Annotated in this window: 24 protein-coding genes; 14 read left to right on the top strand and 10 right to left on the bottom strand. The window is 66.9% G+C overall.

All coding sequences use genetic code 11. The features are described 5' to 3' along the window. Nucleotides 1-34: 34 nt before the first annotated feature. Complete coding sequence (gene istA / locus JOF57_RS18680; RefSeq protein WP_209915645.1) at nucleotides 35-1,576, bottom strand: IS21 family transposase; 1,542 nt, start codon at nucleotides 1,574-1,576, stop codon at nucleotides 35-37. Between the two features lie 305 nt (nucleotides 1,577-1,881). On the opposite strand from istA, the gene JOF57_RS30990 reads away from it, so the two are divergent. Beyond that, the gene (locus JOF57_RS30990) at nucleotides 1,882-2,025 is read left to right on the top strand and encodes a hypothetical protein (protein WP_234938171.1); all 144 of its coding nucleotides are present in this window, start codon (nucleotides 1,882-1,884) and stop codon (nucleotides 2,023-2,025) included. Between the two features lie 148 nt (nucleotides 2,026-2,173). On the opposite strand, the gene JOF57_RS18670 is transcribed toward JOF57_RS30990, so the two are convergent. After that, entirely contained in the window at nucleotides 2,174-2,575 is a 402-nt protein-coding gene (locus tag JOF57_RS18670; RefSeq protein WP_209918886.1) for a hypothetical protein, read from the bottom strand. A gap of 133 nt (nucleotides 2,576-2,708) precedes the next feature. Here JOF57_RS18670 and JOF57_RS18665 point away from each other — a divergent pair, with 133 nt between their 5' ends. Beyond that, the gene (locus JOF57_RS18665) at nucleotides 2,709-3,254 is read left to right on the top strand and encodes a TetR/AcrR family transcriptional regulator (protein WP_209918884.1); all 546 of its coding nucleotides are present in this window, start codon (nucleotides 2,709-2,711) and stop codon (nucleotides 3,252-3,254) included. Between the two features lie 55 nt (nucleotides 3,255-3,309). Here the strand turns inward: JOF57_RS18665 and JOF57_RS18660 are convergent, their stop codons facing one another. Next, entirely contained in the window at nucleotides 3,310-3,774 is a 465-nt protein-coding gene (locus JOF57_RS18660; protein WP_209918883.1) for an OsmC family protein, read from the bottom strand. Between the two features lie 114 nt (nucleotides 3,775-3,888). Between JOF57_RS18660 and JOF57_RS18655 the strand changes: the two genes are divergently transcribed. Beyond that, complete coding sequence (locus JOF57_RS18655; protein WP_209918881.1) at nucleotides 3,889-5,340, top strand: amidase; 1,452 nt, start codon at nucleotides 3,889-3,891, stop codon at nucleotides 5,338-5,340. A gap of 7 nt (nucleotides 5,341-5,347) precedes the next feature. On the opposite strand, the gene JOF57_RS18650 is transcribed toward JOF57_RS18655, so the two are convergent. Then, nucleotides 5,348-6,214 (bottom strand): sigma-70 family RNA polymerase sigma factor, encoded by an 867-nt coding sequence (locus JOF57_RS18650; RefSeq protein WP_209918879.1) that lies wholly within the window; start codon nucleotides 6,212-6,214, stop codon nucleotides 5,348-5,350. 78 nt (nucleotides 6,215-6,292) lie between these two features. On the opposite strand from JOF57_RS18650, the gene JOF57_RS18645 reads away from it, so the two are divergent. Continuing rightward, complete coding sequence (locus JOF57_RS18645) at nucleotides 6,293-6,658, top strand: DoxX family protein (RefSeq protein WP_209918877.1); 366 nt, start codon at nucleotides 6,293-6,295, stop codon at nucleotides 6,656-6,658. Between the two features lie 15 nt (nucleotides 6,659-6,673). On the opposite strand, the gene JOF57_RS18640 is transcribed toward JOF57_RS18645, so the two are convergent. Further along, complete coding sequence (locus JOF57_RS18640; protein ID WP_209918875.1) at nucleotides 6,674-6,967, bottom strand: WhiB family transcriptional regulator; 294 nt, start codon at nucleotides 6,965-6,967, stop codon at nucleotides 6,674-6,676. A 437-nt stretch (nucleotides 6,968-7,404) separates the two neighbouring features. Here JOF57_RS18640 and JOF57_RS18635 point away from each other — a divergent pair, with 437 nt between their 5' ends. From JOF57_RS18635 to JOF57_RS18625, 3 genes are all read left to right on the top strand, one after another. Beyond that, on the top strand, nucleotides 7,405-8,202 hold the full coding sequence (locus tag JOF57_RS18635; RefSeq protein WP_209918873.1) for a hypothetical protein: 798 nt from the start codon (nucleotides 7,405-7,407) through the stop codon (nucleotides 8,200-8,202). Nucleotides 8,203-8,292: 90 nt separating this feature from the next. After that, on the top strand, nucleotides 8,293-8,871 hold the full coding sequence (locus tag JOF57_RS18630; protein WP_209918872.1) for a sigma-70 family RNA polymerase sigma factor: 579 nt from the start codon (nucleotides 8,293-8,295) through the stop codon (nucleotides 8,869-8,871). Beyond that, nucleotides 8,864-10,036: an anti-sigma-D factor RsdA gene (locus tag JOF57_RS18625; RefSeq protein ID WP_209918870.1), complete on the top strand. Its 1,173-nt coding sequence runs from the start codon at nucleotides 8,864-8,866 to the stop codon at nucleotides 10,034-10,036. The genes JOF57_RS18630 and JOF57_RS18625 overlap by 8 nt, the downstream gene beginning before the upstream one ends. Here the strand turns inward: JOF57_RS18625 and JOF57_RS18620 are convergent. Then, nucleotides 10,027-10,431, bottom strand: coding sequence for a DUF5319 domain-containing protein (locus JOF57_RS18620; RefSeq protein ID WP_069404784.1), 405 nt, complete (start codon nucleotides 10,429-10,431; stop codon nucleotides 10,027-10,029). The two genes, JOF57_RS18625 and JOF57_RS18620, sit on opposite strands and share 10 nt — an antisense overlap. Before the next feature lie 158 nt (nucleotides 10,432-10,589). Between JOF57_RS18620 and guaB the strand changes: the two genes are divergently transcribed. The 4 genes from guaB (at nucleotide 10,590) to phoU (ending at nucleotide 15,827) form a co-directional block, all read left to right on the top strand. Continuing rightward, the gene (gene guaB, locus JOF57_RS18615) at nucleotides 10,590-12,131 is read left to right on the top strand and encodes an IMP dehydrogenase (RefSeq protein ID WP_209918867.1); all 1,542 of its coding nucleotides are present in this window, start codon (nucleotides 10,590-10,592) and stop codon (nucleotides 12,129-12,131) included. 29 nt (nucleotides 12,132-12,160) lie between these two features. Beyond that, nucleotides 12,161-13,297, top strand: a complete 1,137-nt coding sequence (locus tag JOF57_RS18610) for a GuaB3 family IMP dehydrogenase-related protein (RefSeq protein WP_209918865.1) — start codon at nucleotides 12,161-12,163, stop codon at nucleotides 13,295-13,297. A 67-nt stretch (nucleotides 13,298-13,364) separates the two neighbouring features. Further along, nucleotides 13,365-15,101 carry a GMC family oxidoreductase gene (locus tag JOF57_RS18605; protein ID WP_209918863.1) on the top strand — a complete coding sequence of 579 codons (1,737 nt, stop codon included), beginning with the start codon at nucleotides 13,365-13,367 and terminating at the stop codon, nucleotides 15,099-15,101. A gap of 66 nt (nucleotides 15,102-15,167) precedes the next feature. Beyond that, nucleotides 15,168-15,827 carry a phosphate signaling complex protein PhoU gene (phoU, locus tag JOF57_RS18600; protein WP_209918861.1) on the top strand — a complete coding sequence of 220 codons (660 nt, stop codon included), beginning with the start codon at nucleotides 15,168-15,170 and terminating at the stop codon, nucleotides 15,825-15,827. Between the two features lie 4 nt (nucleotides 15,828-15,831). Here phoU and JOF57_RS18595 read toward each other — a convergent pair whose 3' ends face one another. After that, nucleotides 15,832-16,455, bottom strand: coding sequence for a TetR/AcrR family transcriptional regulator (locus JOF57_RS18595; RefSeq protein WP_209923490.1), 624 nt, complete (start codon nucleotides 16,453-16,455; stop codon nucleotides 15,832-15,834). 46 nt (nucleotides 16,456-16,501) lie between these two features. On the opposite strand from JOF57_RS18595, the gene JOF57_RS18590 reads away from it, so the two are divergent. After that, nucleotides 16,502-17,188, top strand: coding sequence for a P-loop NTPase family protein (locus JOF57_RS18590; RefSeq protein ID WP_209918860.1), 687 nt, complete (start codon nucleotides 16,502-16,504; stop codon nucleotides 17,186-17,188). Nucleotide 17,189: 1 nt separating this feature from the next. Beyond that, nucleotides 17,190-19,157, top strand: coding sequence for a YhgE/Pip domain-containing protein (locus tag JOF57_RS18585; RefSeq protein WP_209918859.1), 1,968 nt, complete (start codon nucleotides 17,190-17,192; stop codon nucleotides 19,155-19,157). A 1-nt stretch (nucleotide 19,158) separates the two neighbouring features. Here the strand turns inward: JOF57_RS18585 and JOF57_RS18580 are convergent, their stop codons facing one another. After that, nucleotides 19,159-20,058 (bottom strand): TauD/TfdA dioxygenase family protein, encoded by a 900-nt coding sequence (locus tag JOF57_RS18580; RefSeq protein WP_209918858.1) that lies wholly within the window; start codon nucleotides 20,056-20,058, stop codon nucleotides 19,159-19,161. Between the two features lie 74 nt (nucleotides 20,059-20,132). Here JOF57_RS18580 and JOF57_RS18575 point away from each other — a divergent pair, with 74 nt between their 5' ends. Then, nucleotides 20,133-20,735, top strand: a complete 603-nt coding sequence (locus tag JOF57_RS18575; RefSeq protein ID WP_209918857.1) for a TetR/AcrR family transcriptional regulator — start codon at nucleotides 20,133-20,135, stop codon at nucleotides 20,733-20,735. Here JOF57_RS18575 and JOF57_RS18570 read toward each other — a convergent pair. Further along, nucleotides 20,715-22,169, bottom strand: a complete 1,455-nt coding sequence (locus JOF57_RS18570; protein WP_209918856.1) for a catalase — start codon at nucleotides 22,167-22,169, stop codon at nucleotides 20,715-20,717. The genes JOF57_RS18575 and JOF57_RS18570 overlap by 21 nt on opposite strands. Before the next feature lie 111 nt (nucleotides 22,170-22,280). Then, nucleotides 22,281-24,647, bottom strand: coding sequence for a glycoside hydrolase family 65 protein (locus JOF57_RS18565; RefSeq protein WP_209923488.1), 2,367 nt, complete (start codon nucleotides 24,645-24,647; stop codon nucleotides 22,281-22,283). Between the last annotated feature and the right edge of the window lie 3 nt (nucleotides 24,648-24,650).

Below are 24,650 nucleotides of genomic sequence, written 5' to 3'. Positions count from 1 at the left end.
TGATGTTGATTGACAGTCAGATACGATGCGGTGGTTACGCGGTCTCGCCGGTGGTGGTGTCGAATGCTTGCGGTCCGCGCAGATGGGCCGCGGCCTGCGGGGCGGCGGATTCGGGAATGCCGTCGAGTTCGGTGCCGGCGACCAGGATCCCCTTGACGGTGCGGTAGCTCGGATCGCCCACAGCTATCGAACGGGCGCAGGCGGCCTCCAGGCGGACGTCGCCGACGGTCTTGCGCAGTGCGAGGACGCCTTGGGCGCTGCGCAACCGGTGGATGGCGTTGACTTCCATGAACTCGGCGATGACCTGGGTGCAGGCCGGTCCGACCTCGGCGGCCACCCGGCGGCACCAGGTCGGGTTGCGCATCGTGAAGGCGATCTTCTCCGGCGGGTAGTGCTCAAAGTCGGTGGCCCGCCCGCGGTGATGGGTGACGTGGGTGGCCACCACGTCACCGCCGTGCACGATCTGCACGATGTCACCGCAGGTGCGAGCATGGACCTGCTGGCCCATCAGCCGCCACGGAACCGAGTACAGCGCCTTGCCGACCTTGACGTGGCAGTCGGTGGCGACCTTGCCCGTCGACCACACCGCGAGCTGAAATGCGTTCTGAGGCAACGGTAATAATGCACGTCGTTCGACGGTGGCGAAGACGAACCCGGGTTGCTCACCGTCCAGCGCCCGCGACTGTCGCACCCCGGCGACCTCACGGCACCACGCCACCGCGGCGGCCTGCATCTGCTCCAGCGAGGTGAACTCCCGACCCCGCCAGAACGAGTCCCGAACGTATTGCATCGGCCGCTCGACGCGTGGTTTGTCCTTCGGCTTGTTCGCCCGCGCCGGATCGACCAGGCAGCCGTAGTGCGCACCCAGCTCGGCGTAGGCCTTGTTGATCTTCGGGTCATAGAGATCCGGTCGAGTGACACCGGTCTTCAGGTTGTCCGGGACCAGCCGGGCCGGGACACCCCCGAAGAACTCGAACGCCGCCACATGCGAAGCGCACCAGGAGGATTGATGCATCTTCAGGACCGGTTGGACGAACAGGTGCCGTGAGTGAGCCAGCACCATCACGAACGCCCACACCGTGACGCGTCGACCGCTGACCGGGTCGAACCACATCCCGAGCTTGCCGTAGTCGATCTGGGCTTCGCTGCCCGCCGGCACCGGCCCGCGCGGCACGGTCACCTTGTTGCGGGCCGCCTCCTCGGAAAGGTTCCCCGAGATCCACCTGCGCACTGAGGATTCCGAGGCGGCAACGCCATGCTCGTCGCGCAGCCGCTGCGCCACCGTCGCCGCACTGACCTCGGCTTTGAGCCAGTCACGGATCCGGTCGCGGTGCACCTCGATCCCGGGCCAGGTCGTGGCCCGCAGGCCGGGGTCGGCGATCTCGGGGAACCACCGGCCGACATGGGCCGCCCACGCCGTCTCGGTGATCGGCACTCCGCCGGGGGTCAGTGACTCCGCGATCGCCGGCGCCAGATACTTTGCGATGGTCTTGCGGTCGATGCCCAAACTCTCCGCGAGCTGGCGCTGGGACCGACCCGCATGCCAATGGGTCAACAACTCGATCAGGTCGAACACGTCGAAACTTCTCCTCGCCATCGGCGCCCTTCCTCACGAGTCGAACCGTGAGTCGAGCGAACCTGCCTACGAGGCCCACGAGCGGCTGCCACACCGCCCGGGTGGCGGAATTACGTGACAGACGGGGTGGGGGAATTCCGTGACGGACGACCCTCAAGCTGGGGGAATTACGTGACCGCTGACAGGGCCGGGGGTGTTTTCGTTTCCTGTGGTTCTGGAGCGGCTGGGCATTCATGGTTGTGGGTGATCACTCCGCGCGACAACGGACATCGGCCTAGCCTCGAAATATTGGGTCTCACCTGGCGGTGGCGACGGACGACGCGCGGGGGCTGGTCAACCGGGTGGCGCCGGCCGACGCTCTGGATGACGAGATCGAGGCGATGGTCGCGAGCATCGTCGCGAAGCCCCGCGTCGCCATCGCAATGGGAAAAGCCTTGTTCTACCGGTAGATTGACGTCGACATCGAATCCGCCTACGCCGACGCGGGGGCGACGATGGCCTGCAACATGATGGATCCGAGCGCCCTCGAGGGGGTGCAGGCGTTCATCGAAAAGCGCCCTCCCACTTGGTCGGTGGCACCGACGTAGTTGGTGACCGTCAGGCGGCGTGGCGACGGTGGGCGCCTGCCGAGTCCGTTACCAGGCCCTTCGATTCACCGCCGGGCAAAACCGCCATGGCGCGGCCCGAGGTGCGGTCTTGGTCTGCGGCGCGGTACATCTCGCGGTAGCGATCCACCTGACCCTGGTCGATGAGGGTGGAGAACATGCTCACATTGTGAGCCGGAGCGCCGGGTAGGCGGGTCGCGTTCAGCTTGCGGCCGCCGGCCCGGAAACCGGCCACGGCACCGCCGAAGGACACGATCAGTGCGCCGCCGGCGACGAACGCCAGGCCGCTGCCCAGCGCCATGGCCGCGACGAACAGGCCGAGCGAGACGAACGAGATGAGCAGGAGGACGTACGCGACGGTGGAAATCGGAATACGGCGGAAGGTCTTGAACATGGGGTCACCTCAATGGAGTCGAGTGTTCCAGCGAACGAAACGCTACGCGTAGCGTATCGGTCGATACGTATAGCGTAGCGCATAGCGGGGCTGAGATATTCCCGGCACGAAACGACGGGCGAGATGGAGACCGATGGCACAGCGACGCGTCGAGGACGGCATTGCCGAATCGACACTGCACCTGCTGCGAAGCGGCGGGCCGCGGGCGGTCACGGTCGAGGCGGTGGCCGCGCATTCGGGAATCGCCAAAACGACGATCTACCGACGCCATCCCAATCGACGGGACATGCTGGCCAGCGCACTGGCCGGCCTCGCCTCCCCGGACCCCTTGGATCCTGAGGCGGCAGCACCGGACCGGCTACGGTGGCTCATCGCCCAGGCCATCGGAACGATCGAGGACGGTATCGGCCTCGGTGGCCTGGCGGCCCTGCTTACCGAAGACGACCCCGAGTTCACCACGGTGTTCCGGCGGATTCTCGTCGACCAAAGGGCGGCGCTGGCGGCTGTGGTCGACGCCGCCAAAGCCGATGGTTCGATGCGCGCGGACGTCGACACCGTGACGCTGATCGATGCCGTGGTCGGTGCCTACATTGCCGAAAACGCCCGGACCGGCGGCGTCAAGGACGGCTGGGACGAGCGGTTGTTCCAGCTCTTCTGGCCCATCGTGCGGTGCGGTTGATCGACGGCTACCGCCGTTGCAGCTCGAATACCGGGATGACCCGGTCGGTCTTGGATCACGAAATCGCGGTCGTGGTGATGTGGACCGATGAGGTGAGGGTCTGATGTACCGGGCAGCGTTCGGCGATGCCCATCAGCCGATCCCGTTGGGTGTCGTCGAGGTCGCCGATCAACTCGATCTCGCGATCGATGTGGTCGATCATGCCCTTGGTGGTCTCGCAGTCGGTACAGTCTTTGGCATGAATACGTGAGTGCCGCAACGCTACTCGTACCTGCTGAAGCGGCCAGCCTTTGTGGTTGGCGTACATCCGCACCGTCATGGACGTACACGCACCCAGGCCGGCCAGTACCAGGTCATAGGGATTCGGGCCGGCGTCGCCGCCCACTGGGAGGGGCTCGTCAGCGATGAGTTGGTGACGCCCGGCGGTGATCTGCTGGGTATAGGTACCCGCGCCGGTCTCGGCCACCGTCACTACACCGACCGGCGGTGCGGTGTCGCGGCCGGATTCCTCAGATGTCATGGCACCCTCCCGACAAGTCGATCGATGGCTTTCCAGATCGGATCGTCGCATGAGTTGCCTGTTGCGGGAAGCGGGATTTTATGGCTCCCGCGGCGCGCGTTTAGCGTCGGATCGATGGAGCGGAATTTTCAGTCGGCCGGTGAGTTGGCGGTCGCGTTGCGCGCCGGTGAAGTGTCCTCGGTGGAACTGACCGAGGCGGCGATCGCCGGGATCGAGCGGGACGACCCGGTGATCAACGCGATCTGCGTGCCGGACTTCGACCGTGCGCGGGAGGCTGCGCGGGACGCCGACCAGGCACGTGCCCGGGGCGAAGATCGGCCGCTGCTGGGTATTCCGGTGACGGTCAAGGAGTCCTACAACATGGCCGGTGTGCCCACGACCTGGGGCATGCCGCAGTACCGGGACTTCCGGCCGGCCGAGGATGCAGTTCAGGTGTCGCGGCTCAAGGCCGCCGGAGCGGTGGTGCTCGGTAAGACCAACGTCCCATTGGGGTTGCAGGACATCCAGAGCTTCAACGAGATCTACGGCACCACCAACAATCCGTGGGATCGGGCTCGTACATCGGGCGGATCTTCCGGTGGTTCGGCGGCCGCCCTGGCCTCTGGGTTCGGCGCATTGTCCATCGGCTCCGACCTCGCCGGGTCGCTGCGGACCCCCGCACATTTCTGTGGCATCTACGCGCACAAGCCGACCCTCGGACTGGCCGCGATGCGCGGTATGACCCCGCCGCCGGCACCGGCCTTGCCGATCGAGGCCGACCTCGCCGTCGTCGGTCCAATGGCGCGCACTGCCCGCGACCTCGCACTCCTGCTCGACGTGATGGCCGGACCGGACCCGCTGACTCTCGGTGTGGCACACCGGGTAGCGCTGCCGCCCCCTCGCCACGACGGCCTTTGCGACTTCCGGGTCCTGGTCCTCGACGAACACCCGTTCCTCGCCACCGGGGCCGCGGTGTGCGCCGGCATCAACCGAGTGGCCGACGCTCTGCATGCCGGTGGCGCCCACGTCGAACGACACAGTCCTCTGCTGCCCGATCTGGCCGACGCCGCGGTGCTGTACACGCAGTTGCTGTTCTCGGGCTCCGCGGCGCGATTCCCCGTCGACGCCTACGAACAGTTGCGGATCCGTGCTGCCGGCCTGAGGGCAGACGACCGGAGTCTCGATGCCGCGCGGCTGCGCGGGATGGTGTTGAGCCACCGCGATTGGATCGAGGTGAACAACCGTCGCGAGCTCCACCGTCACGGCTGGCGACAGTTGTTCGGCGAATTCGATGCCGTGGTGTGTCCCATCACGCCGACCCCGGCGTTCCCGCATGACCACAACCCGGATCTGTTGGAACGTCGGATCGATATCGACGGCGTCGAATACGCCTACTTCGATCAGCTCGTCTGGGCCGGTCTGGCCACCATGCCCGGCCTGCCCGCGACCGCCATACCGGCGGGGCAGTCCGCCGAGGGTCTGCCGGTGGGAGTGCAGCTCATCGGTCCGATGTTCGAGGACCGCACCCCGCTCCGGCTGGCCGAACTGCTCGAACGGCAGATCGGCGGCTTCCGAGCACCCGAATAGGAGGCGCTCAGTCCGCCACCGTCACGTCGACCGACGCCAACCGGTCCGGTTCGCCGATGATGTCGATGACGTGAATCCTCCCATCGCGAATGTCAAGGCGCAGTAGGGACTTCAGCTGACCGGCGGGTGCGATGACGATGCCCGCCGCGCCGTCGAGCACCGCGACCTCGCCGCCACGCGCTGTCGCGGCGAACAGCTTGGACTCCTCGACAAATTCCCGCGCGCCGCGCAGCTCGAGGGGGATGTGCCCGCCGACCAGCACGCGGTCGACACGGCGCACCACATCGGGGTCGAGAATTTCCAGCAGCGCATCGAGATTGCCCTGTTGTGAGGCGGCCAGGAAGGTCCGCGCGATTTCGAGGTGATCGGCGGTCGGTCGAGCCGCGACGGTAGCGCCGTGCACCCGCTCCCGCGCCCGGCTGGCCAGTTTCTTGGTGGCCGCCGGCGTGCGGTCGAGCAGCGCGGCGATGTCGTCGAAGGGCACGGCGAAGGCGTCGTGCAGAACGAACGCCACCCGCTGGGCAGGGGAGAGCCGGTCGAGCACCACGAGCAGAGCGCGGCCCACCGACTCGGCCCCGACCACCTCTTCGTCGGCGGCGGGGGCCACGTCGGCGGGAACGTGCTCGTCGGCGCCGAGGATTTCGGCACGCCGCTTCCGCTCCCGCAGTCGGTCGAGGCATTCGTGCGCAGTCACCGTGGTGAACCAGCCGGTCGGATTGGCCACGTCGGCGATACCGCGCTTGCTGACCTTCAACCACGCGGATTGGACTGCGTCGTCGGCGTCATGCACCGAACCGAGTAGCCGATGGGCGACCCCGCGCAGGTGCTGCCGATCCTCCTCGAATCGGGCGGCCAGGGTCTCCAAGTCGTTCACAGCGTCACCTTTCGGGCGTCGGAAACGTCATCAAGGTGAACCACCAAGCGCAGCAACCGGACATGGGAGACGACCAACATGACCCTACAACTCGGCACGATCGCAGCCGTGATCGTCGTGATCGCCATCGCGGCCAATGGGGCGATGGCGATCACGGACCTGGCCGGAGCCCGTTTCGTGCTGGCCAACTCTGCAGAAGTCGGCGTCCCGCGGACGTGGTTACCGACGCTCGGGCTGCTCAAGGGTGCGGGCGCCGTCGGACTGCTCGTGGGCCTGTTGGCTTTGCCGCCGCTCGGCGTCGCCGCCGCGATCGGGCTGATCGCGTACTTCGTCGGCGCCGTCATCACCCACATCCGCGCGCGGGTGTTCTACAACATGGCCTTTCCCGCCGCGTTCCTCGCGCTCGCGGTGCTGGCGCTGGGAGCCTTCACGGCGGGCGTGTGACGTTTGCTGTGGGCGTCAGGCGCTCCGGCGTCGGATGCCCCGCTTGAGCAGAAGTTCGCGCTCGGCCTCGCTCAACCCGCCCCAGATGCCATACGGCTCGCCGACGGCCAGCGCGTGGGAACGGCACTGGGTGATCACCGGGCAACTGCGGCACATCTCCTTGGCGCGCACCTCACGCTGCGCCCGGGCCCGGCCGCGTTCGCCGTCGGGATGGAAGAACACTGACGAATCGACTCCACGGCAAAGTCCGTGCATTTGCCAATCCCAGATATCCGCATTGGGTCCGGGAAGTTGCTGCGGCTGCGGCATGTGGAAAACCCCTCTCTGCTCGCCCATTTCGCCAGAAAGTGGGCGGGTTTGAGTCGGTGGAACCGAACTGAGCTCGTGTCGCCGATGACCGCTCGTGCACATAAACTAGGTGCGTCCGATAAAGCGAGTCAATACCTTGCAGGTGTGTCAAAGGGCATAACCGCAGGTACAGAATTTACATCACGTTCATCATTGCGACGCGGTGACTGAGGCATCGCTGTTACGGATCTGCTAGAGGTCTTGGGGTTTTCCCTGTTGGGCCGGTTCGCAGGAACCTATGCAATTCCGGACATCCGACACTTAGTTGACGTGCCATTAACATTCAAGTCATCAATTGTTAACGAATGTTTATCGCGCAAGATCTTAATGTCCGGTTCCGCCGGTATCCGGTTCCCGCGGACCCTCCAAGCGGGCCGTATTGATAGCGTCGCCTACCGATGACCACATCCGCACCTGCTGCCACGACGCTGGCTGACGCGGCTTTCGGGGCCGACCCCGGTCGCTGGCCGCTGCCGAGCGCGACAACCCCGCACGAGCGGTGGCTGCGGGCCGTGGCCGCCGGCGGGCAGGGGCGCTACGGCTGTGCGCTCACCGAGCTTGCCGAGATCCTGCGGTCCCGGGACTCCGGTCCGTTGGTGTCGCTGGCGTACAGCACGCGCGCATCGTTCCTCCGCCAGCTGGGCGGGCACCCACGCGCCCGAGGCGCCGACGGTCAGGCGTGGGCGCACCGCGGTGACGACGACGAGGCCGCCGCCGATGCACTCGTCGGGCTCGCCGCGGACGCCCTCGGGGTCGGTCGGTTCGCGGTGTCGACCCGACTGCTGGACCGGGCGCGTGACATCAACACTCCCGACGAGTCACGACAGCGGGTCCGGCTGTCATGGGTGAGCGCCGAACTGGCGATGGTTCAGGGCGATGGCTCCGCGGCGGTTCAGCATGCCCGCCGCGGCGTGGCGGCGGCAGCCGGTCACCGCTCGACGCGGCACGCCGTCAAATCTGAGGTGGTGCTGGCCGCGGCGCTGTGCAGCGCCGGCGAGCTCGACGCCGCCAGAGAAGTCGCCGACGCGGCACTGCTGGCCACCGAGAAATCCGGGTTGATCCCGCTGCGTTGGGCGTTGGCGTGCGTGCTCGCCGACATTGGCAGCACCACACACGACGCTGCCCAAATCCGCCGGATCCGGGACCTCGGCGCCGATACAGTGCGTCGCAGAGGTGGGGTGTGGGCCGGCGCCTAAATCCGGCCACTGCACCCCGATCGTTATTGTTTAGCTGAGCCAATCCGCCGCGAGTGTCGGTGCAACGTAACGCTGGAGAGATCGCCCACGATGACAAGTTCGGGAGACCGTCTCGACATTGTCGTTGCTGACGCAGTGGCAGGTGATCGGAACGCGCTCTCGGAAGTGCTGGAGATCATTCGGCCGATCGTCGTGCGGTATGTCCGGGCGAGGGTGGGGGCGACCGAGCGCAGTGGTCTGTCAGCTGATGACGTTGCGCAGGAGGTGTGCTTGGCCGCCATTACGGCGCTGCCGCGCTACAAAGATCAGGGACGCCCGTTCCTGGCCTTTGTCTATGGCATCGCTGCGCACAAGGTTGCTGACGCGCATCGCGCGGCGGCCAGGAACCGTGCCGAGCCCACCGATTCAGTGCCCGAGCGATTCTCTCTCGACACCGGCCCCGAGCAGACCGCTCTCGACACCGAATCGTCTGAACGGATGGCCCGGTTGTTGTCCGTACTACCCGAGAAGCAGCGCGAGATCCTGATCCTGCGTGTCGTGGTCGGGATGAGTGCCGAGGAGACCGCCGAGGCCGTCGGGAGCACCGCAGGCGCCGTCCGTGTCGCACAGCACCGTGCACTGGCCCGACTCAAGAACGAGATCATGGCGACGGGGCGGGATCATGCCTGAATTCGGCCGCTGGACCTCAAACGGTGGTGATCCGTCCCTCAACGAGATCAACCGGTCCGAGAAGTTCATCGAGGCGCTGTCCCTCGAGCATCAGGTCTACGCGACCGACCGGGAGGAGGCCGAACTGGCCGTCCTGCTGGCCGGGTGGCGCGACGACGCCCGCCGCACCCCGATGTCGGGTATCGCGCCGCCGCGGGAGGCCGTCAAGGCCCTCGACAAGGCGACCGGGCAGGGGCGGGTGCGGTTCCCGATGGCTCTGGTGGGGTCGATGGCCGCCGCGCTGCTGTGCCTCGGCGGGTTCGGCGCGGCCGTGTACGGCTCCGGCCCGGGCGATGCCCTGTACGGCGTGCGCGGACTGGTCTTCGGGTCGGCGCCGGTGACGCGCGACGTGGGCGTCGAACTGGCGTCGAGTGAACTGAAGCAGGTGCAACAGCTGATCGACGACGGGCAGTGGGAAGAGGCTCAGCAGAAACTGCAGACCATCACTACCACCGTGGCCACCGTCGGCGACGAACAGCGCAAGCAGGAACTCGTCGACCAGTGGCAGCAGCTGTCGGTCAAGGTGGAGACCCGCGACCCGAACGCGACGGTGCCGGCCGACGCGCCGCCGGTGGTGTTGCCCGAGGTGACGATCACGACGACGCCGACCCCGTCCGAGAGCACGCCGGGGGAGACCCCAACGTCCACACCGACGACTGGGCCTTCGACCTCGCCGACAGAGACCACCCCCGGCTCGGAGACTTCCACGCCGTCCCCGACATCGACACCGTCTGCGACGTCCACGCCGTCGGCGGCCTCGACGTCGCAACCGACGACCAGCCAGCCGTCGACGCCGTCATCGTCGCCCACGCCGTCGAGCAGCGCCGAGCCGACTACGAGCGCACCCGCCTCGCAGCCGTCGACGACACACACCACGTCGGCTCCGACCACCTCGGCTGCTCCGGTGGCCGAAGCGCCTCCGGCGGCCACCACGACCGTCGCGCCGTCGGCGGAGCCGACATCGGTGCCGTCAGCACCGCCGGTGCGCACGACGCCGTCCGCCCCTGCAGAAAACGGCAGTGGCGGAGGTCACGAAAGCCCGTCGGGCGGGAACAGCGGGGAGGGTCCGGCGTTGCCGGGAATCGAACTGCCCCTGTTACCGGGGCTGGGCGGCAGTCAGCGGTAGCCGTCGGTTTCCGAGGTGGCCTCGTTGAGGGACGCGTCGGCGTAGCCGCGGCAGTAGTCCCATGTCACGTAGGCATCGGGTTCGGGGTCGTAGGCCGGCTCGTGCGGGCGCACCGTGCCGTCGACAAGCAGCTGCAGCAGGTTGGCCCGCAGCATGTCCCAGTCGTGGTAGTGATCCTGCTGGCATTCGTCGCAGCACACGACGAGACCACGAATTCCCTTGTGCGCCAACAACGCCTCGTACACCGCGAGATCGGCTAGATCAGCCTCGACAGCCGTCCGTTCCTGGGGGTCCAGAGGCTGGCCCGGCTCGATCGCGTCCAGCGCAGCAGAAGGATCGCAAGGATCGTCGGCAAACGGATCGGGCGGCAAACCAGGGGGGAGGTGGTCACGCACGAGTCCCACACTACGCAGCCGTGCAGGTATAGCGCCAGCTGTCCTGATGCGCGCCGTGATCTGCGGCGTGAGGTGCAAGGAGCGGCGACAGCACCGTCAATTCGCGAGCCGATAGAATCGACTTACACGCCCCACGCCTGCCACTGGAGGCCCCACCCATGTCGATCGCTGAAAGCAGCGTTCCCATCGCCCTACCGGTGCCGACCGGCGGTGACGATCCCACCAAGATCGCAATGCTCGGTCTCACCTTTGACGACGTGCTGCTGCTGCCGGCTGCCTCTGATGTGATCCCGGCCACCGCCGACACGTCGAGCCAGCTGACCCGAAACATCCGCCTGCGGGTGCCGATGGTCAGCTCCGCGATGGACACGGTCACCGAATCGCGCATGGCCATCGCGATGGCCCGCGCCGGGGGCATGGGGGTGCTGCACCGCAACCTTCCGGCCGCCGAACAGGCCGCCCAGGTCGAGACCGTGAAGCGGTCCGAGGCCGGTATGGTCACCGACCCGGTCACCTGCTCGCCGACGAACACCCTGGCCGAGGTCGACGCGATGTGCGCCCGGTTCCGAATCTCCGGGCTCCCCGTTGTGGACAGCGCGGGCGCGCTGGTTGGAATCATCACCAACCGCGACATGCGCTTCGAGGTCGACGAGAACAAGCCCGTCGCCGAGGTGATGACCAAGGTGCCGCTGATCACCGCGCAGGAAGGCGTGTCCGCCGAGGCTGCGCTGGGCCTGCTGCGCCGTCACAAGATCGAGAAGCTGCCGATCGTCGACGGTCACGGCAAGCTGACCGGGCTGATCACGGTCAAGGACTTCGTCAAGACCGAACAGTTCCCGTTGTCGACCAAGGACCGGGACGGTCGGCTTTTGGTCGGCGCCGCGATCGGTGTCGGCGATGACGCCTGGGCGCGGGCGATGATGCTGGTCGAGGCCGGCGTCGACGTGCTGATCGTCGACACCGCCCACGCCCACAATCGCGGCGTGCTCGACATGGTGGCGCGGGTGAAGAAGACCGTCGGCGACCGCGTCGAGGTGGTGGGCGGCAACGTCGCCACCCGTGCCGCGGCTGCTGCCCTGGTGGCGGCCGGTGCCGACGCGGTCAAGGTCGGTGTCGGACCGGGCTCGATCTGCACCACCCGAGTGGTCGCCGGTGTCGGAGCCCCACAGATCACCGCCATCCTGGAGGCCGTTGCGGCCTGCAAGCCCTTCGGCGTGCCGGTGATCGCCGACGGCGGTCTGCAGTACTCGGGCGATATCGCCAAGGCGCTCGCCGCCGGCGCATCGACGGCGATGCTGGGCTCGCTGCTGGCCGGCACCGCCGAGTCGCCCGGTGACCTGATCTTCGTCAACGGCAAGCAGTTCAAGAGCTACCGCGGCATGGGTTCACTGGGCGCCATGCAGGGACGCGGCGGTGGCAAGTCCTACTCCAAGGACCGCTACTTCCAGGACGATGTGCTCTCTGAGGACAAGCTGGTGCCCGAGGGCATCGAGGGTCGGGTGCCGTTCCGCGGTCCGCTGGGATCGGTGATCCATCAGCTGACGGGCGGGTTGCGGGCGGCCATGGGATACACCGGCTCGGCGTCCATCGAGCATTTGCAGCAGGCGCAGTTCGTCCAGATCACGGCGGCCGGGTTGAAGGAAAGCCACCCGCACGACATCACCATGACTGTCGAGGCCCCCAACTACTACACCCGCTGAACCGGTGGGGCAGGAGACTAAGAACAGTCATGCGCGACATGGTTGAAATCGGCATGGGCAGGACCGCCCGCCGCACTTATGAGCTCGACGACGTCACGATCGTGCCCTCGCGGCGCACCCGGTCGTCGCAGGACGTCTCGACGGCCTGGCAGCTCGATGCCTACCGCTTCGAGGTCCCGGTCATCGCACACCCGACCGACTCCCTGGTGTCGGTGGAGTTCGCTATCGAGATGGGTCGGCTCGGCGGGCTCGGCGTGCTCAACGGCGAGGGGCTGATCGGCCGGCATGCCGATGTCGGGGAGAAGATCGCCCAGGTGTTGGATGTCGCTGCGTCGGCCCCTGACGATTCGGCGGCGATCCGGATGCTGCAGCAGTTGCATGCCGCGCCACTGGACCGCGAGCTGCTCGGCGCCGCGGTGGCCCGTATCCGTGAGGCCGGGGTGACCACAGCGGTACGTGTCAGCCCGCAGAACGCCCAGGCGCTGACCCCGACGCTGGTGGCTGCCGGGATCGACCTGCTGGTCATCCAGGGCACCATCATCTCCGCCGAGCGCGTCGCGTCCGATGGTGAGCCCTTGAACCTGAAGACGTTCATCTCCGAGCTCGACGTCCCGGTCGTGGCCGGAGGCGTGCTCGACCATCGCACCGCACTGCACCTGATGCGCACCGGCGCGGCCGGCGTGATCGTCGGCTACGGCTCCACCGCCGGGGTCACCACCAGCGACGAGGTGCTCGGCATCAGCGTGCCGATGGCCACCGCGATCGCCGACGCGGCGGCCGCGCGTCGCGAGTATCTCGACGAGACCGGCGGCCGGTACGTGCACGTGCTGGCCGACGGCGACATCCACACTTCGGGCGACCTGGCCAAGGCGATCGCCTGCGGCGCCGACGCCGTCGTGCTGGGCACGCCGCTGGCGGTGGCTGCCGAGGCGCAGGGCGGTGGCTGGTTCTGGCCGACTGCGGCCGCGCATCCGTCATTGCCGCGCGGCGCCCTGCTACAGGTGGCGGACGCAGAGCGGCCGGGCCTGGAGCAGGTGCTGACCGGGCCGTCCGATGACCCGTTCGGTTCGTTGAACCTGGTCGGCGGTCTGCGCCGGTCGATGGCCAAGGCCGGGTACTGCGATCTCAAGGAGTTCCAGAAGGTCGGGCTCACGGTCGGGCGGTGACGCTCGTCTTTACAAGTTAGGGCTTCCTGTCTAGAAAGTTACCCCTCGGTAGCGTCATACTGGTCACATGCAGCCTGACTATGACGTCCTGGTGATCGGTTCGGGATTCGGCGGCAGCGTCAGTGCGCTGCGGCTCACCGAGAAGGGCTATCGAGTCGGTGTACTCGAAGCCGGCCAGCGCTTCACCGATGCGGATTTCGCCAAGACCTCGTGGGATCTGCGCAAGTTCCTCTGGGCACCGCAGTTGGGCATGTACGGCATCCAGCGCATCCATTTGCTGCGCAATGTGATGATCCTGGCCGGCGCCGGTGTCGGCGGCGGATCGCTGAACTACGCCAACACCCTGTACGTGCCGCCGGACCCGTTCTTCAACGACCCGCAGTGGAAGGACATCACCGACTGGCGGGCCGAGTTGATGCCGCATTACGACCAGGCGCAGCGCATGCTGGGCGTGGTGAAGAACCCGACCTTCACCGACGCGGACCGCATCGTCAAAGAGGTTGCCGACGACATGGGTTGCGGGGACACGTTCGTCGCCACACCGGTCGGGGTGTTCTTCGGACTCGACGGTGAGATGACTCCAGGCAAGACCGTGCCGGATCCCTACTTCGGTGGAGTCGGCCCGGCCCGCACCGGGTGTATCGAGTGTGGGGAATGCATGACCGGCTGCCGGCACGGGGCCAAGAACACGCTCGTCAAGAATTACCTCGGCCTCGCAGAGTCAGCTGGGGCACAAGTACATCCGATGACCACCGTGACCAGTTTCGAGCAGCGCGCCGACGGGCTGTGGGAGGTCACGACCGTGCGCACCGGCAGCAAGCTGCGTCGTAGGCGCAAGACGTTCACCGCCAAGCATCTGATCCTGGCGGCGGGCACCTACAACACCCAGAAGTTGCTGTTCAAGATGCGCGACACCGGAAAGCTCAACCGGCTGTCGGCCAAACTCGGCGTGCTGACCCGCACCAACTCCGAGTCCATCGTGGGCGCGCAGACCCTCACGGTGTCGCCCGACATGGACCTGACCCACGGCGTCGCGATCACCTCGTCGATCCACCCCACCCCCGACACCCACGTCGAACCGGTGCGGTACGGCAAGGGTTCCAACGCGATGGGTCTGTTGCAGACGCTGATGACCGACGGCACCGGGCCGCAGGGCACCGACGTTCCCCGCTGGCGGCAGTTCCTCGATCAGGGCCGCCAGGAGCCGGGCAAGCTGATCCGCCTCCTCAACCCCCAGCGGTGGAGCGAGCGCACGGTGATCGCTCTGGTCATGCAGCACCTGGACAACTCGATCACCACCTTCACCAAGCGCGGGCCCGGCGGTAAGCGGGTGATGTCGTCCAAGCAGGGGCACGGCGAGCCGAACCCGACGTGGATTCCGGTCGGCAACGAGGTGACCCGCCGGATGGCCGCCAAGATCGACGGCGTGGCCGGCGGCACCTGGGGCGAGTTGTTCAACATCCCGCTGACCGCGCACTTCCTCGGCGGGGCGGCCATCGGTGACAGTGCCGAGCACGGCGTCATCGACCCGTATCAGCGCGTGTACAACTACCCGACGCTCCATGTCATGGACGGCGCGGCGATCTCGGCGAACCTCGGGGTGAACCCGTCGCTATCGATCACTGCGCAGGCCGAACGCGCGGCGTCGCTCTGGCCGAACAACGGGCAGAACGACGAGCGTCCGGCGCAGAGTGAGCCGTACCGGAAGCTGGCGCCCATCGCGCCCGCGCATGCAGTGGTGCCGGCCGAAGCGCCCGCCGGACTGCGACGGCTGCCCATCGAGCCGATCAACTCGGGCGGTTAGCACCCGCCCGATTCCGGGTACCCAATTCTCGCCGGGCGGCGGGCGCCCGGCCCGGAGGGGATGACGATGCGCGAGGCGTTCCACGACGAGTTGGCGGCACTGAGCAACCAGCTCGCCGAGATGTGCGGGCTGGTGGTCAGCGCGATGCAGCGGGCCAACCAGGCGCTGCTGGACTCGGATCTGCCGTTGGCTGAGCAGGTCATCGCCGACCAGGAACACATCGCTGTGTACGGCCGACGTATCGAGGAGTCGGCTTTTCGACTACTGGTGTTGCAGCAGCCGGTGGCCAGTGAGCTGCGCACCGTGGTCGGTTCGATGCACATCGCGGCCGATCTCGATCGGATGGGTGCGCTCGCGGTCCACGTCGCCGACATCTCCCGCCTGCGTCATCCCGATTGCGCGCTGCCGGACGAGGTGCGCGCGAGCTTCTCCGAGATGGGTGCGCAGGCGGTGAGGTTGGCGCGGACCGCGCAGGAGGTATTGGTGTCGCGGGACCCCGATGTCGCCGCGCGCCTGCGTGATGAGGACGACGCCGTCGACGCCGAGCACCGCCATTTGTTCACCCTGCTGTTGGACCGTCGATGGGATGACGGGGTGTGCTCGGCGGTCGACGTCGCACTATTGGGCCGCTACTACGAGCGGTTCGCCGATCACGCGGTCGAGATCGGCAATCGGGTGATCTTCGAGGCGACGGGCGGCCGGCCCCAACACAAGAAGCTGGCCTGAGCGGTCACTGCCCGCCGGGGGTCGATTCCAGCAGGGCGGTGAACAGCCGGGTCAGCGTGTCCATGTCGACCGCGCCCGGTTGAAGCACCTCCTCGGTGGCGATACCGGAGCTGATCGTGACGACCAACTGGGCAAGCGCCGACAGCTGCTTCCCCGGCAGTGACGTGCCTGCCTGTTCGACGATGCGCAGGGCTTGATCGGCGGCCGCGCGACGGCGAGCCACGAGGCGTTCGCGCAGCTGGGGATCGCGAACCGCGCGCAGCCAGTACTCGATCAGCACGATCTGGTACTCGTGCTGATCGTGGATTGAGTCCAGCGTTGCGCGGCTGAGCGCTGCGGCGATCGCAGCAGTGTCCCCGTGCCCGCCGTCGAGTGCGGTGGCGATGAGTGCGCCGCGGCTCTCGAACTGCCGGTCCAGCAGGGCCAGGAACAACTCGTCCTTGGATTCGAAATTGGAATACACCGCACCCTTGGTGAATCCCGCCGCGTGACCGATGGCGTCGATGGTGGCGCCGGCGAAGCCCTCGGCCGCGAAAACAGTGAGCGCTGCATCCAGGATCCGGTCGCGAACCTCGTCCCGCGTGGGTCGGGTGCGTGCCAGTTTGACAGCCGTCATGACCAACACAATACTCGCTAGTATCGAATGGATACCAGCGAGTATCGAAAGGTCGGAGATGGAAGACAAGGACGACGCCGGGGCAGGCGTCGAGGATGCGCCGCAGATCACCGCCGCCGGACTCGGCGTCGACGGTGAGCACGGTCCGCTGTTCCGCGACATCGATCTGGAGCTCACACCCGGTTTTCACGCCATCCAGATGCCCGGGGGATGGGGCCAGACGGCACTGCTGCTGACTCTGGCCGGACGCTTGGCGCCCACCCACGGCACCGTGACCGTCTGCGGTGAGTCCCGGCCCCGCGACATCCGCCGGCACTGCGCGATCGCGGCCTTCGCCGACATCGACGAATTGGAGGACTCGGTCACCGTGCGCACCGTGCTCGCCGAGCAACGTCGATGGCTGGCCCCGTGGTATCGACGGGTGCCGGCCGAATCCGGCGACTCCGCACTACGCGAGGTGTTCGGCGACCTGACGCCGCCCGCACCGCAGACCTACATCAGCGAACTGTCCGACGTCGACCTGTTCCTGTTGAAGGTCACCCTGGCGCTGTTCTCGAATCGCCCCATCCTCGTGGTCGGTGATCTCGAACAGGTCCGGGACCACGGCCGGCGCGCGATCGCAGTCGAGCGACTCGGCGCCATCGCCACACAGCGCAGTGTCGTTGTCGGAGTGACCAATCCGCTCGGCCATGAAGCCCCCGACCACGGTCTGCACGACCACCGCATCCTGACCGGAAAGAACTGAGATGTTCGCTGGACTCACCGACCTGGTTGCGGGCTCGGAAATCAAACGCTTCGGCCGCAGCCGAATGACCCGGGCCGCGATCGTGGTGCTGATGCTGCTCCCGCTGGTATACGGCGCGCTGTATCTGTGGGCGTACTGGGACCCCTTCGGTCAGGTCGACAAAATGCCGGTGGCACTGGTCAATTCGGACCGCGGTGCGGTGGTGGCGGGACAGCACGTCAATGTCGGTGCCGAGATCGCCAAGAGCCTGACCGACGACGCCAGCCTGAACTGGCATGTGGTGGATGAGGACGAGGCACGCAACGGCGTCGACCACGGCACGTACTACTTCATGCTGGACCTGCCGCCGGATTTCAGTGAGGCGATCGCCTCACCGCTGACCGGTAACCCCAAGCAGGCCAACCTGAACGCGGTCTACAACGACGCCAACAACTACATCTCCTCGAACATCGGCCGCACTGCGATCGACCAGGTGCTCAACGCCGTCTCGACACGGATCTCGGGCCAGGCGGTCAACCAGGTGCTCTCCGTGGTGGTCAGCTCCGGTGCTGGGATCAAGCAGGCCGCCGACGGCGCGGCCCAACTCGCCGACGGCGCACTCAAAGTCGACGACGGCGCCGGTCAGCTGACCGCCGGGCTGCACACTGCGCGGTCCGGCTCGGCGCAGCTGGCCACCGGTGCCAAGCAGCTCTCCGCTGAGATCAACAAGGCCACCGATCCGCTGGTCGCGGTCACCTCGGCGCTGTCGAAGATCGGTGGCGACACCCAGGAACTCGAAGACGGGACCGCCGCACTGCGGCAGGCCAACGACCAGATCGGTGCCATCACCGGGGCGCAGGACTCTGCCGCGGCGGCGCTGACCTCGGTGATCGACCAGCTGTCGACCAGTCCCGATCCGATCGCCAACAACGCCGCCGGGACCCTGCGCGGGGTGGCGGATGATCTTCGGGCCCACCAGTTCACTCCACAGATCCGTCGACAACTCACCGATGCCGAGAACGCGGCGATCTCGATGACCTCGTCGTTGCGTAACCCCGGCAGCCCGCTGAACTCGGCACTCGATCAGGTGGGCAGCAAGAACTCCGATCTCAACGCCAAGCTGAACCAGCTGCGCGGGGGAGCCCAGCAGCTCGCCTCGGGTAATGCCGAATTGGCCAGTGGTATCGCCAAACTCGACACGGGTGCCGGGCAGCTGAAATCCGGGACCACCCAGTTGCGGAGCGGATCGGCCGAGTTGGCCACCAAGCTCGCCGACGGCGCCGGTCAGGTGCCGGATTGGACTCCCGCCCAGAAGGAGGCGATCGCCGACACCATCGGCGGCCCGGTTCATCTGCAGAACTCGGCCGAGAACTCCGCACTCAACTTCGGCACCGGGATGGCGCCGTTCTTCATCACGCTCGCGCTGTTCTTCGGTGCCCTGGTGCTGTGGATGGTGTTGCGTCCGTTGCAGAACCGACCGATTGCCGCGGAGGTGCTGGCGATCCGGGTGGTGCTCGCCAGCTACCTGCCCGCGGCAGTTATCGGGGTGTTCCAGGCGATCATCCTGTACTGCGTGGTGAGGTTCGCGCTCGGCATGCACGTGGTGCATCCGGTCGCGATGCTGGGCTTCATGATCCTGGTGTCGTGCGCCTTTGTGGCCGCGACCCAAGCGGTCACCGCCCTCGTCGGGCCCGCGGTGGGTCGGGTGCTGCTGATGGCCCTGCTCATGCTCCAGTTGGTCAGCGCCGGCGGGATGTACCCGGTGGAAACCACGTCACGGCCGTTCCAGGCGTTCCACAACTACGACCCGATGACGTATGGCGTCAACGGATTACGTCAGCTCATCCTCGGCGGGATCGATCATCGGCTCTGGCAGGCGATCATCACGCTGCTGGTGATCTGGGCCGGTGCCCTGACCATCTCGGCGCTGTCGGCGAGGCGCAACCGGATGTGGAACATCATCCGGTTGATGCCCGCGATCAAGATGTGAGTCAGACCGCCTGGAGCAGAGCGGCATCCGCGAGCGGGCGGCTGGGCTGCCCGTGGATGTCGACGGGCACGTCACCGGCCAGCGTCACTCGGTGCATCACCCGGCGCTGGTCGTCGTAGTCGTCGACCGCGCGGTGCTGGGTGGCCCGGTTGTCCCAGATCGCGACGTCACCGGGCACCCAGTTCCAGCGGACAGTGTTCTCCGGCATGGTGATCCGACGCTGTAGCAACTCCAGCAGGGTGGCGGATTCATGGCTGTCCAGACCGAGGAAGCCGCGGGTGAAGTCGCCGGCCACCAGGGTGCGTTCGCCGGTCTCCGGATGTACCCGCACCACCGGGTGTTCGGTGCGGAAATCGGGCTTCTCGAACGCGGCCCGCATCTGCTGCTGTTCCTCGCTCAGCGCGGCGACGGGTGCCGCCGCGTAGTCGAAGCGGTTGCTGTGGACGGCCCAGAGGTTTTCGGTGAGGGACTTGAGCGGAGCCGGCAGCCGGTCGTAGGCCGCCGCGGTGGAAGCCCACAGGGTGGATCCGCCGTATTCGGGCAGCGTCACCGCCCGCAGAATCGAGATGGCCGGGTAGTCGGGCACGAACGTGACGTCGGTGTGCCAGCGGGTGGCCTTGGCGTACTCGGAATCGAGCGGCGTGATGAGTGGGGCGTCATCCTGCTTGAGCGCGTGGTGACCGACTGGCTTACCCAGAAGGCGCGCGAAGGCGTGCTGCTGTTCGTCGGTGAGATCGTGCTGACCGCCGAAAAAGATCACCTTGTGTTGCAGGAGTGCGCTCCGGATGTCGGCGACCGTGCCTTCATCGAGGTCCCCGCCCAGCCGGACCCCTTCGATACGGGCGCCGATGCGGCTGCCCAGCTTGGTGACGGTGAGGCGAGCGGTGGTGGAAGCGGTCATCGGCTTTGTCCTTTGTGCTGGTCGAAGCGACTGTAGTCAAGTGACTACATCCGTACATGAGCTAGTGTAGCCACATGACTACACCGACGCCACCGGTAAAGGACATGGCCGGTCCGGTGGGCAAGGATGAGGTGGTGGCGGCCGCACTGACAGCCGCGGCGGAACTGTTCGCCGAGCGGGGGCCGGCGGCCACGTCGATCCGTGACATCGCGACCAGGTCCAAGGTCAACCACGGGCTGATCTACCGGCACTTCGGCACCAAAGAGCAGTTGGTCGGAGCCGTTCTCGACCACCTCGGCGGCAGGCTCACCGCGTTGTTGGACGACGGCGACTGCGCCGTCGAGATCGACGAGGCCATGGACCAACACATGCGGTTGATGGCCAGGGCACTTCTCGACGGTTACCCGGTGGGCCAACTGCAGACCCGGTTTCCGGGTGTCACGCGGCTGCTCGGACAGGTGCTACCGCGTTTCGACAACGAGCAGAGCGGACGGCTGGCAGTCGCCAACGCCGTTGCGCTGCAACTGGGTTGGCGACTGTTCGAGCCGTTCCTGAAATCGGCGACCGGATTGGACGAGATCGGCGACGACGACGTGCGCGCGGCGGTCGGCGCCGAGATTGCACGGATCCTCGAACCCGGCGCCGCCGCGGATCAGTCAGTCACCATTCCGGACTGACGATTCAACCTTCTCACCGAGCTGTTTGTCGACGTTCTTCCAGTATTCGAAGGCTCGCTCCAGCACGTGTTCGGAGACCCCCTTCGACAAATGCCCGGCGATATTGGAGACCAATCGGGCGCGCGCTGCGTCGTCGAGCACGTCACGCACCATCGTTCCGGCCTGGCCCCAGTCGTCGTCCTCGGCGTGCAGCGTGTAGGCGGTGCGGACCATGTCGCCGTCGGCGTGCCATAGCGATTCACCGGTGCGTGCCGGGTCGGCCTTCGGGCCGCCGTACGAATTCGGGGCGTACACCGGGTCGGACACATTCTTCATCCGCATCGCGCCGTCCTTCGAGTAGCTGTTCACCTCCACCTTCGGCGCGTTGACCGGGATCTGCTTGTAGTTGCTCCCCAACCGGTGGCGGTGGGCGTCGGCGTAGGCGAAGTCGCGGGCCAGCAGCATCTTGTCCGGGCTCAGGCCGGTGCCCGGCACCCGGTTGTTCGGTTCGAACGCGGCCTGCTCGATTTCGGCGTGATAGTCCTCGACGTTGCGGTCCAGGCGCAGGGTGCCGACATCGATCAGCGGATAGTCGCTGTGCGGCCACACCTTGGTCAGGTCGAACGGGTTGAACCGATAGTCCTTGGCCTCCTCGAACGGCATGATCTGGACCTTCAACGACCACGTCGGGAACTCACCGCGCTCGATCGCGTCGTACAGATCGCGCTGGTGGGCATCGCCGTCGATGCCGGCCATCTCATCACCCTCTTTCTGGGTGAGGAACTCGACGCCCTGGTCGGTCTTGAAGTGGTACTTCACCCAGAAGATCTCCCCGGCGGCGTTGATCCAGCTGTAGGTGTGGCTGGAGTAGCCGTTCATGTGGCGCCAGTCGCGGGGGATACCGCGATCGCCCATCAGCCACGTCACCTGATGCGCGGATTCGGGGGACAGGGTCCAGAAATCCCACTGCATGTCGTGGTCGCGCAGGTTGTTGGCCGCGCGTCGCTTCTGGGACCGGATGAAGTGCTGGAACTTCAACGGGTCGCGCATGAAGAACACCGGGGTGTTGTTGCCGACCATGTCGAAGTTGCCGTCGGTCGTGTAGAACTTCGTGGCGAAGCCGCGGGGATCACGCCAGGTGTCGGGGCTGCCGCGCTCACCGGCCACGGTGGAAAACCGGTTCAGGGTCTCGGTTTTGACGCCCGGCTGGAACACCGCGGCCTTGGTGTAGGCGCTGACATCGTGGGTCACCTCGAAGTGACCGAATGCGCCGCCGCCCTTGGCGTGCGGTTGACGCTCGGGGATGCGCTCCCGGTTGAACATCGCCATCTGCTCGATCAGGTAGTGGTCCTGCAGCAGGACCGGCCCGTCGGGACCGATCGTCAACGAGTGTTCGTCGCTGTACACCGGAATTCCGGCATCGGTGGTTGTCGGCTTGGGCTGGGTACCGGTCACTCCGTCGCTCCTTTCGCTGTGCAGCGGAAAGCACCGCGCACGGCGACGCGACCGCTGACTTCACCGCCGAGTACCCCGGGAGGCTCTGACTCCAAACCTGTCGGGCGATACTTATTGGCTGGTGTGACCGGTTCGCCGACGTACCGGTTCGCGGCCGGGCGGCTGGGACGGGGGCGGTAACAGCGGATGCCGGGGACGCACCTGGAGGGTGGTCGACTCGCGGGTGCTGAGTTGTACCTCGTCACCGGCGTGACGGATGGTCAGCGAACCGTCCGGGCCGTCACGCAAGGTGTAGGTGACGGTGTCGTGGTGCGCGTCGACGGTCACCCGGAATCCCTTCCACCGCAGCCGGAACCGCAGGCACGAGATGCCGTCGGGTAGGTGAGGGTCGAGCGACAGGACGCCCTCGTCGTCGCGTAGGCCGCCGAAGCCCGACACCAACGCGGTCCAGGCGCCGGCGAGCGAGGCGATGTGCAGGCCATCGCGGGTGTTGTGGTGCAGATCGCGCAGATCGATCAGCGCGGCCTCATACGCGTAGTCGTGGGCCAACTCCAGGTGGCCGACCTCGGCGCACATCACCGCCTGGGTACATGCCGACAGTGACGAGTCCCGGGTTGTGCGCCGCTCGTAGTAGTCCACATTGCGGGCCTTCTGGTCCGGGGTGAAGGCGTGGCTCTGCCATTGCATCGCCAGCACCAGATCGGCCTGCTTGAGCACCTGGGCCGGGTACAACCGCACATACGGTTCGTGCAGCAGCAGCGGGTAGGCGGTGTTGGCCGAGAAGTCCCACTCGGCCAGAGTGGTGAACCCCGTGCACTGCGGGTGCACACCGAGTTCCTCGTCGTAGGGGATGTGGGCGGCGTCGGCGGCGTCGCGCCAGGCCGCGGTCTCCTCGGTGGTCACACCCATCGAATCGGATGCGTCGGGATGGCGCATGCAGGCGTCGGCGGCCACCCGCAGGTTGTGGGCGGCCATCAGGTTGGTGAAGACGTTGTCGCGCACCACCGCGGTGTATTCGTCCGGTCCGGTCACGCCGTCCAGATGCCAGATCCCGTGGCGGTCGTGGTGCCCCAATGACATCCACAGCCGGGCAGTGTTCACCAGAACCGCGAGGCCGCATTCCTGTTCCAACGAATCATCGCCGGTGACAACGCGGTAGCGCTCGAAGGCGGCGGCGATATCGGCGTTGATGTGCCATGCGGCGGTGCCCGCCGGCCAGTAGGCCGAGCATTCCTCGCCCCGGATGGTGCGCCACGGGAAACTGGCGCCGTTCAGATCGAGGAGCGACGCGCGCTCGCGGGCCAGGTCCAGCGTGGAGGCCCGCCATCGCAGCGCGTCGGCTGCGGCCTGGGGTTTGGTGTACGTCAGCACCGGCAGCACGAAACCTTCGGTGTCCCAAAAGGCATGGCCGTCGTAACCCGGACCGGTCAGTCCCTTGCCCGCGATGGCCCGCCGTTCGGCGCGGGCACTGGCCTGCAACACATGAAACAAGCCGAACCGCACCGCCTGCTGGCAATCCGGATCTCCTTCGACCTCGACGTCGGCGCACTCCCAGAACTCGTCGAGGTAGGCGCGTTGGGAGTCCAGCAGGCCGCGCCAGCCGCTGTAGCGGGCTCCGGCGATGGCGCCGACGGCTTGATCGCGCAGCGCCGGACGTGAACGCAGGCTTGACCATCCGTAGGCGAGGTATTTCACGATGCGCAGCTTCTGGCCGGGCCGTAGCCCGCAGATGATGGTGGTCCGAGCCAGGTCGTCGCGGGAGTCGGTGCTGACCTCGACGCGCCCGGGCACCTCGACGTCATGGTCCATCGCGGCCGCCATCATCAGTCCGCTGCCGCGGGTCCGGTGCACCAGAAGCGCACCGTGGTCGTTGTTTTCGTGGTGTACGGCCTGCAGTGGGTGTCTGAGCACCGCCGAGACCCGTGGATCGTCGGAGGTCTCTGGTTGGTCCTCGTTGGTGACAAGCTCGGATTGCACTGTCACCCGGGTGAATTCGTCGATCGCTTCGACGATGTACTCGATGGCGGCGACACCGCGGTGGGCGAACGACACCAGGCGGGTGGAGACCACGCGGACCTGTTTTCCGGCCGGGGAGCGCCAGTGCGCGAGGCGGGTCAGGGTGCCGGCCCGCAGGTCCAGGGTGCGCTCGTGATCGATCAATTCGCCGTAGCGCACGTCAAACGGCTCGTCATCCACCAGCAGGCGCAGCAGCTTGCCGTTGGTGACGTCGACGACGGTCTGTCCGGCCTCGGGGTAGCCGAACCCGGCCTCGGCGTAGGGCAGTGGGCGGACCTCGAAGAACCCGGCCAGATACGTTCCGGGTAGGCCATATGGTTCGCCCTCGTCGAGGTTTCCGCGCAGGCCGATATGTCCGTTGGACAGCGCGAACAGCGATTCCGACTGTGCCAGCAGGTTGAGTTCCAGCCGGGTTTCACGCACCTGCCACGGTTCCACCGGATACGCGTCGTGGGTGATCATCAT

Source organism: Mycolicibacterium lutetiense (assembly GCF_017876775.1).
Classification (GTDB): domain Bacteria; phylum Actinomycetota; class Actinomycetes; order Mycobacteriales; family Mycobacteriaceae; genus Mycobacterium; species Mycobacterium lutetiense.
This window is presented reverse-complemented; position numbering and strand designations above follow the sequence as displayed.

Excerpts from the sequence above, each read along its gene's own strand:
- JOF57_RS18670 (WP_209918886.1), bottom strand. The coding sequence starts at position 2,575 with ATGTTCAAGACCTTCCGCCGTATTCCGATTTCCACCGTCGCGTACGTC.
- JOF57_RS18665 (WP_209918884.1), top strand. The coding sequence starts at position 2,709 with ATGGCACAGCGACGCGTCGAGGACGGCATTGCCGAATCGACACTGCAC.
- JOF57_RS18660 (WP_209918883.1), bottom strand. The coding sequence starts at position 3,774 with ATGACATCTGAGGAATCCGGCCGCGACACCGCACCGCCGGTCGGTGTA.
- JOF57_RS18655 (WP_209918881.1), top strand. The coding sequence starts at position 3,889 with ATGGAGCGGAATTTTCAGTCGGCCGGTGAGTTGGCGGTCGCGTTGCGC.
- JOF57_RS18645 (WP_209918877.1), top strand. The coding sequence starts at position 6,293 with ATGACCCTACAACTCGGCACGATCGCAGCCGTGATCGTCGTGATCGCC.
- JOF57_RS18640 (WP_209918875.1), bottom strand. The coding sequence starts at position 6,967 with ATGCCGCAGCCGCAGCAACTTCCCGGACCCAATGCGGATATCTGGGAT.
- JOF57_RS18635 (WP_209918873.1), top strand. The coding sequence starts at position 7,405 with ATGACCACATCCGCACCTGCTGCCACGACGCTGGCTGACGCGGCTTTC.
- JOF57_RS18630 (WP_209918872.1), top strand. The coding sequence starts at position 8,293 with ATGACAAGTTCGGGAGACCGTCTCGACATTGTCGTTGCTGACGCAGTG.
- JOF57_RS18625 (WP_209918870.1), top strand. The coding sequence starts at position 8,864 with ATGCCTGAATTCGGCCGCTGGACCTCAAACGGTGGTGATCCGTCCCTC.
- guaB (WP_209918867.1), top strand. The coding sequence starts at position 10,590 with ATGTCGATCGCTGAAAGCAGCGTTCCCATCGCCCTACCGGTGCCGACC.
- JOF57_RS18610 (WP_209918865.1), top strand. The coding sequence starts at position 12,161 with ATGCGCGACATGGTTGAAATCGGCATGGGCAGGACCGCCCGCCGCACT.
- JOF57_RS18605 (WP_209918863.1), top strand. The coding sequence starts at position 13,365 with ATGCAGCCTGACTATGACGTCCTGGTGATCGGTTCGGGATTCGGCGGC.
- phoU (WP_209918861.1), top strand. The coding sequence starts at position 15,168 with ATGCGCGAGGCGTTCCACGACGAGTTGGCGGCACTGAGCAACCAGCTC.
- JOF57_RS18590 (WP_209918860.1), top strand. The coding sequence starts at position 16,502 with ATGGAAGACAAGGACGACGCCGGGGCAGGCGTCGAGGATGCGCCGCAG.
- JOF57_RS18585 (WP_209918859.1), top strand. The coding sequence starts at position 17,190 with ATGTTCGCTGGACTCACCGACCTGGTTGCGGGCTCGGAAATCAAACGC.
- JOF57_RS18580 (WP_209918858.1), bottom strand. The coding sequence starts at position 20,058 with ATGACCGCTTCCACCACCGCTCGCCTCACCGTCACCAAGCTGGGCAGC.
- JOF57_RS18575 (WP_209918857.1), top strand. The coding sequence starts at position 20,133 with ATGACTACACCGACGCCACCGGTAAAGGACATGGCCGGTCCGGTGGGC.
- JOF57_RS18565 (WP_209923488.1), bottom strand. The coding sequence starts at position 24,647 with ATGATCACCCACGACGCGTATCCGGTGGAACCGTGGCAGGTGCGTGAA.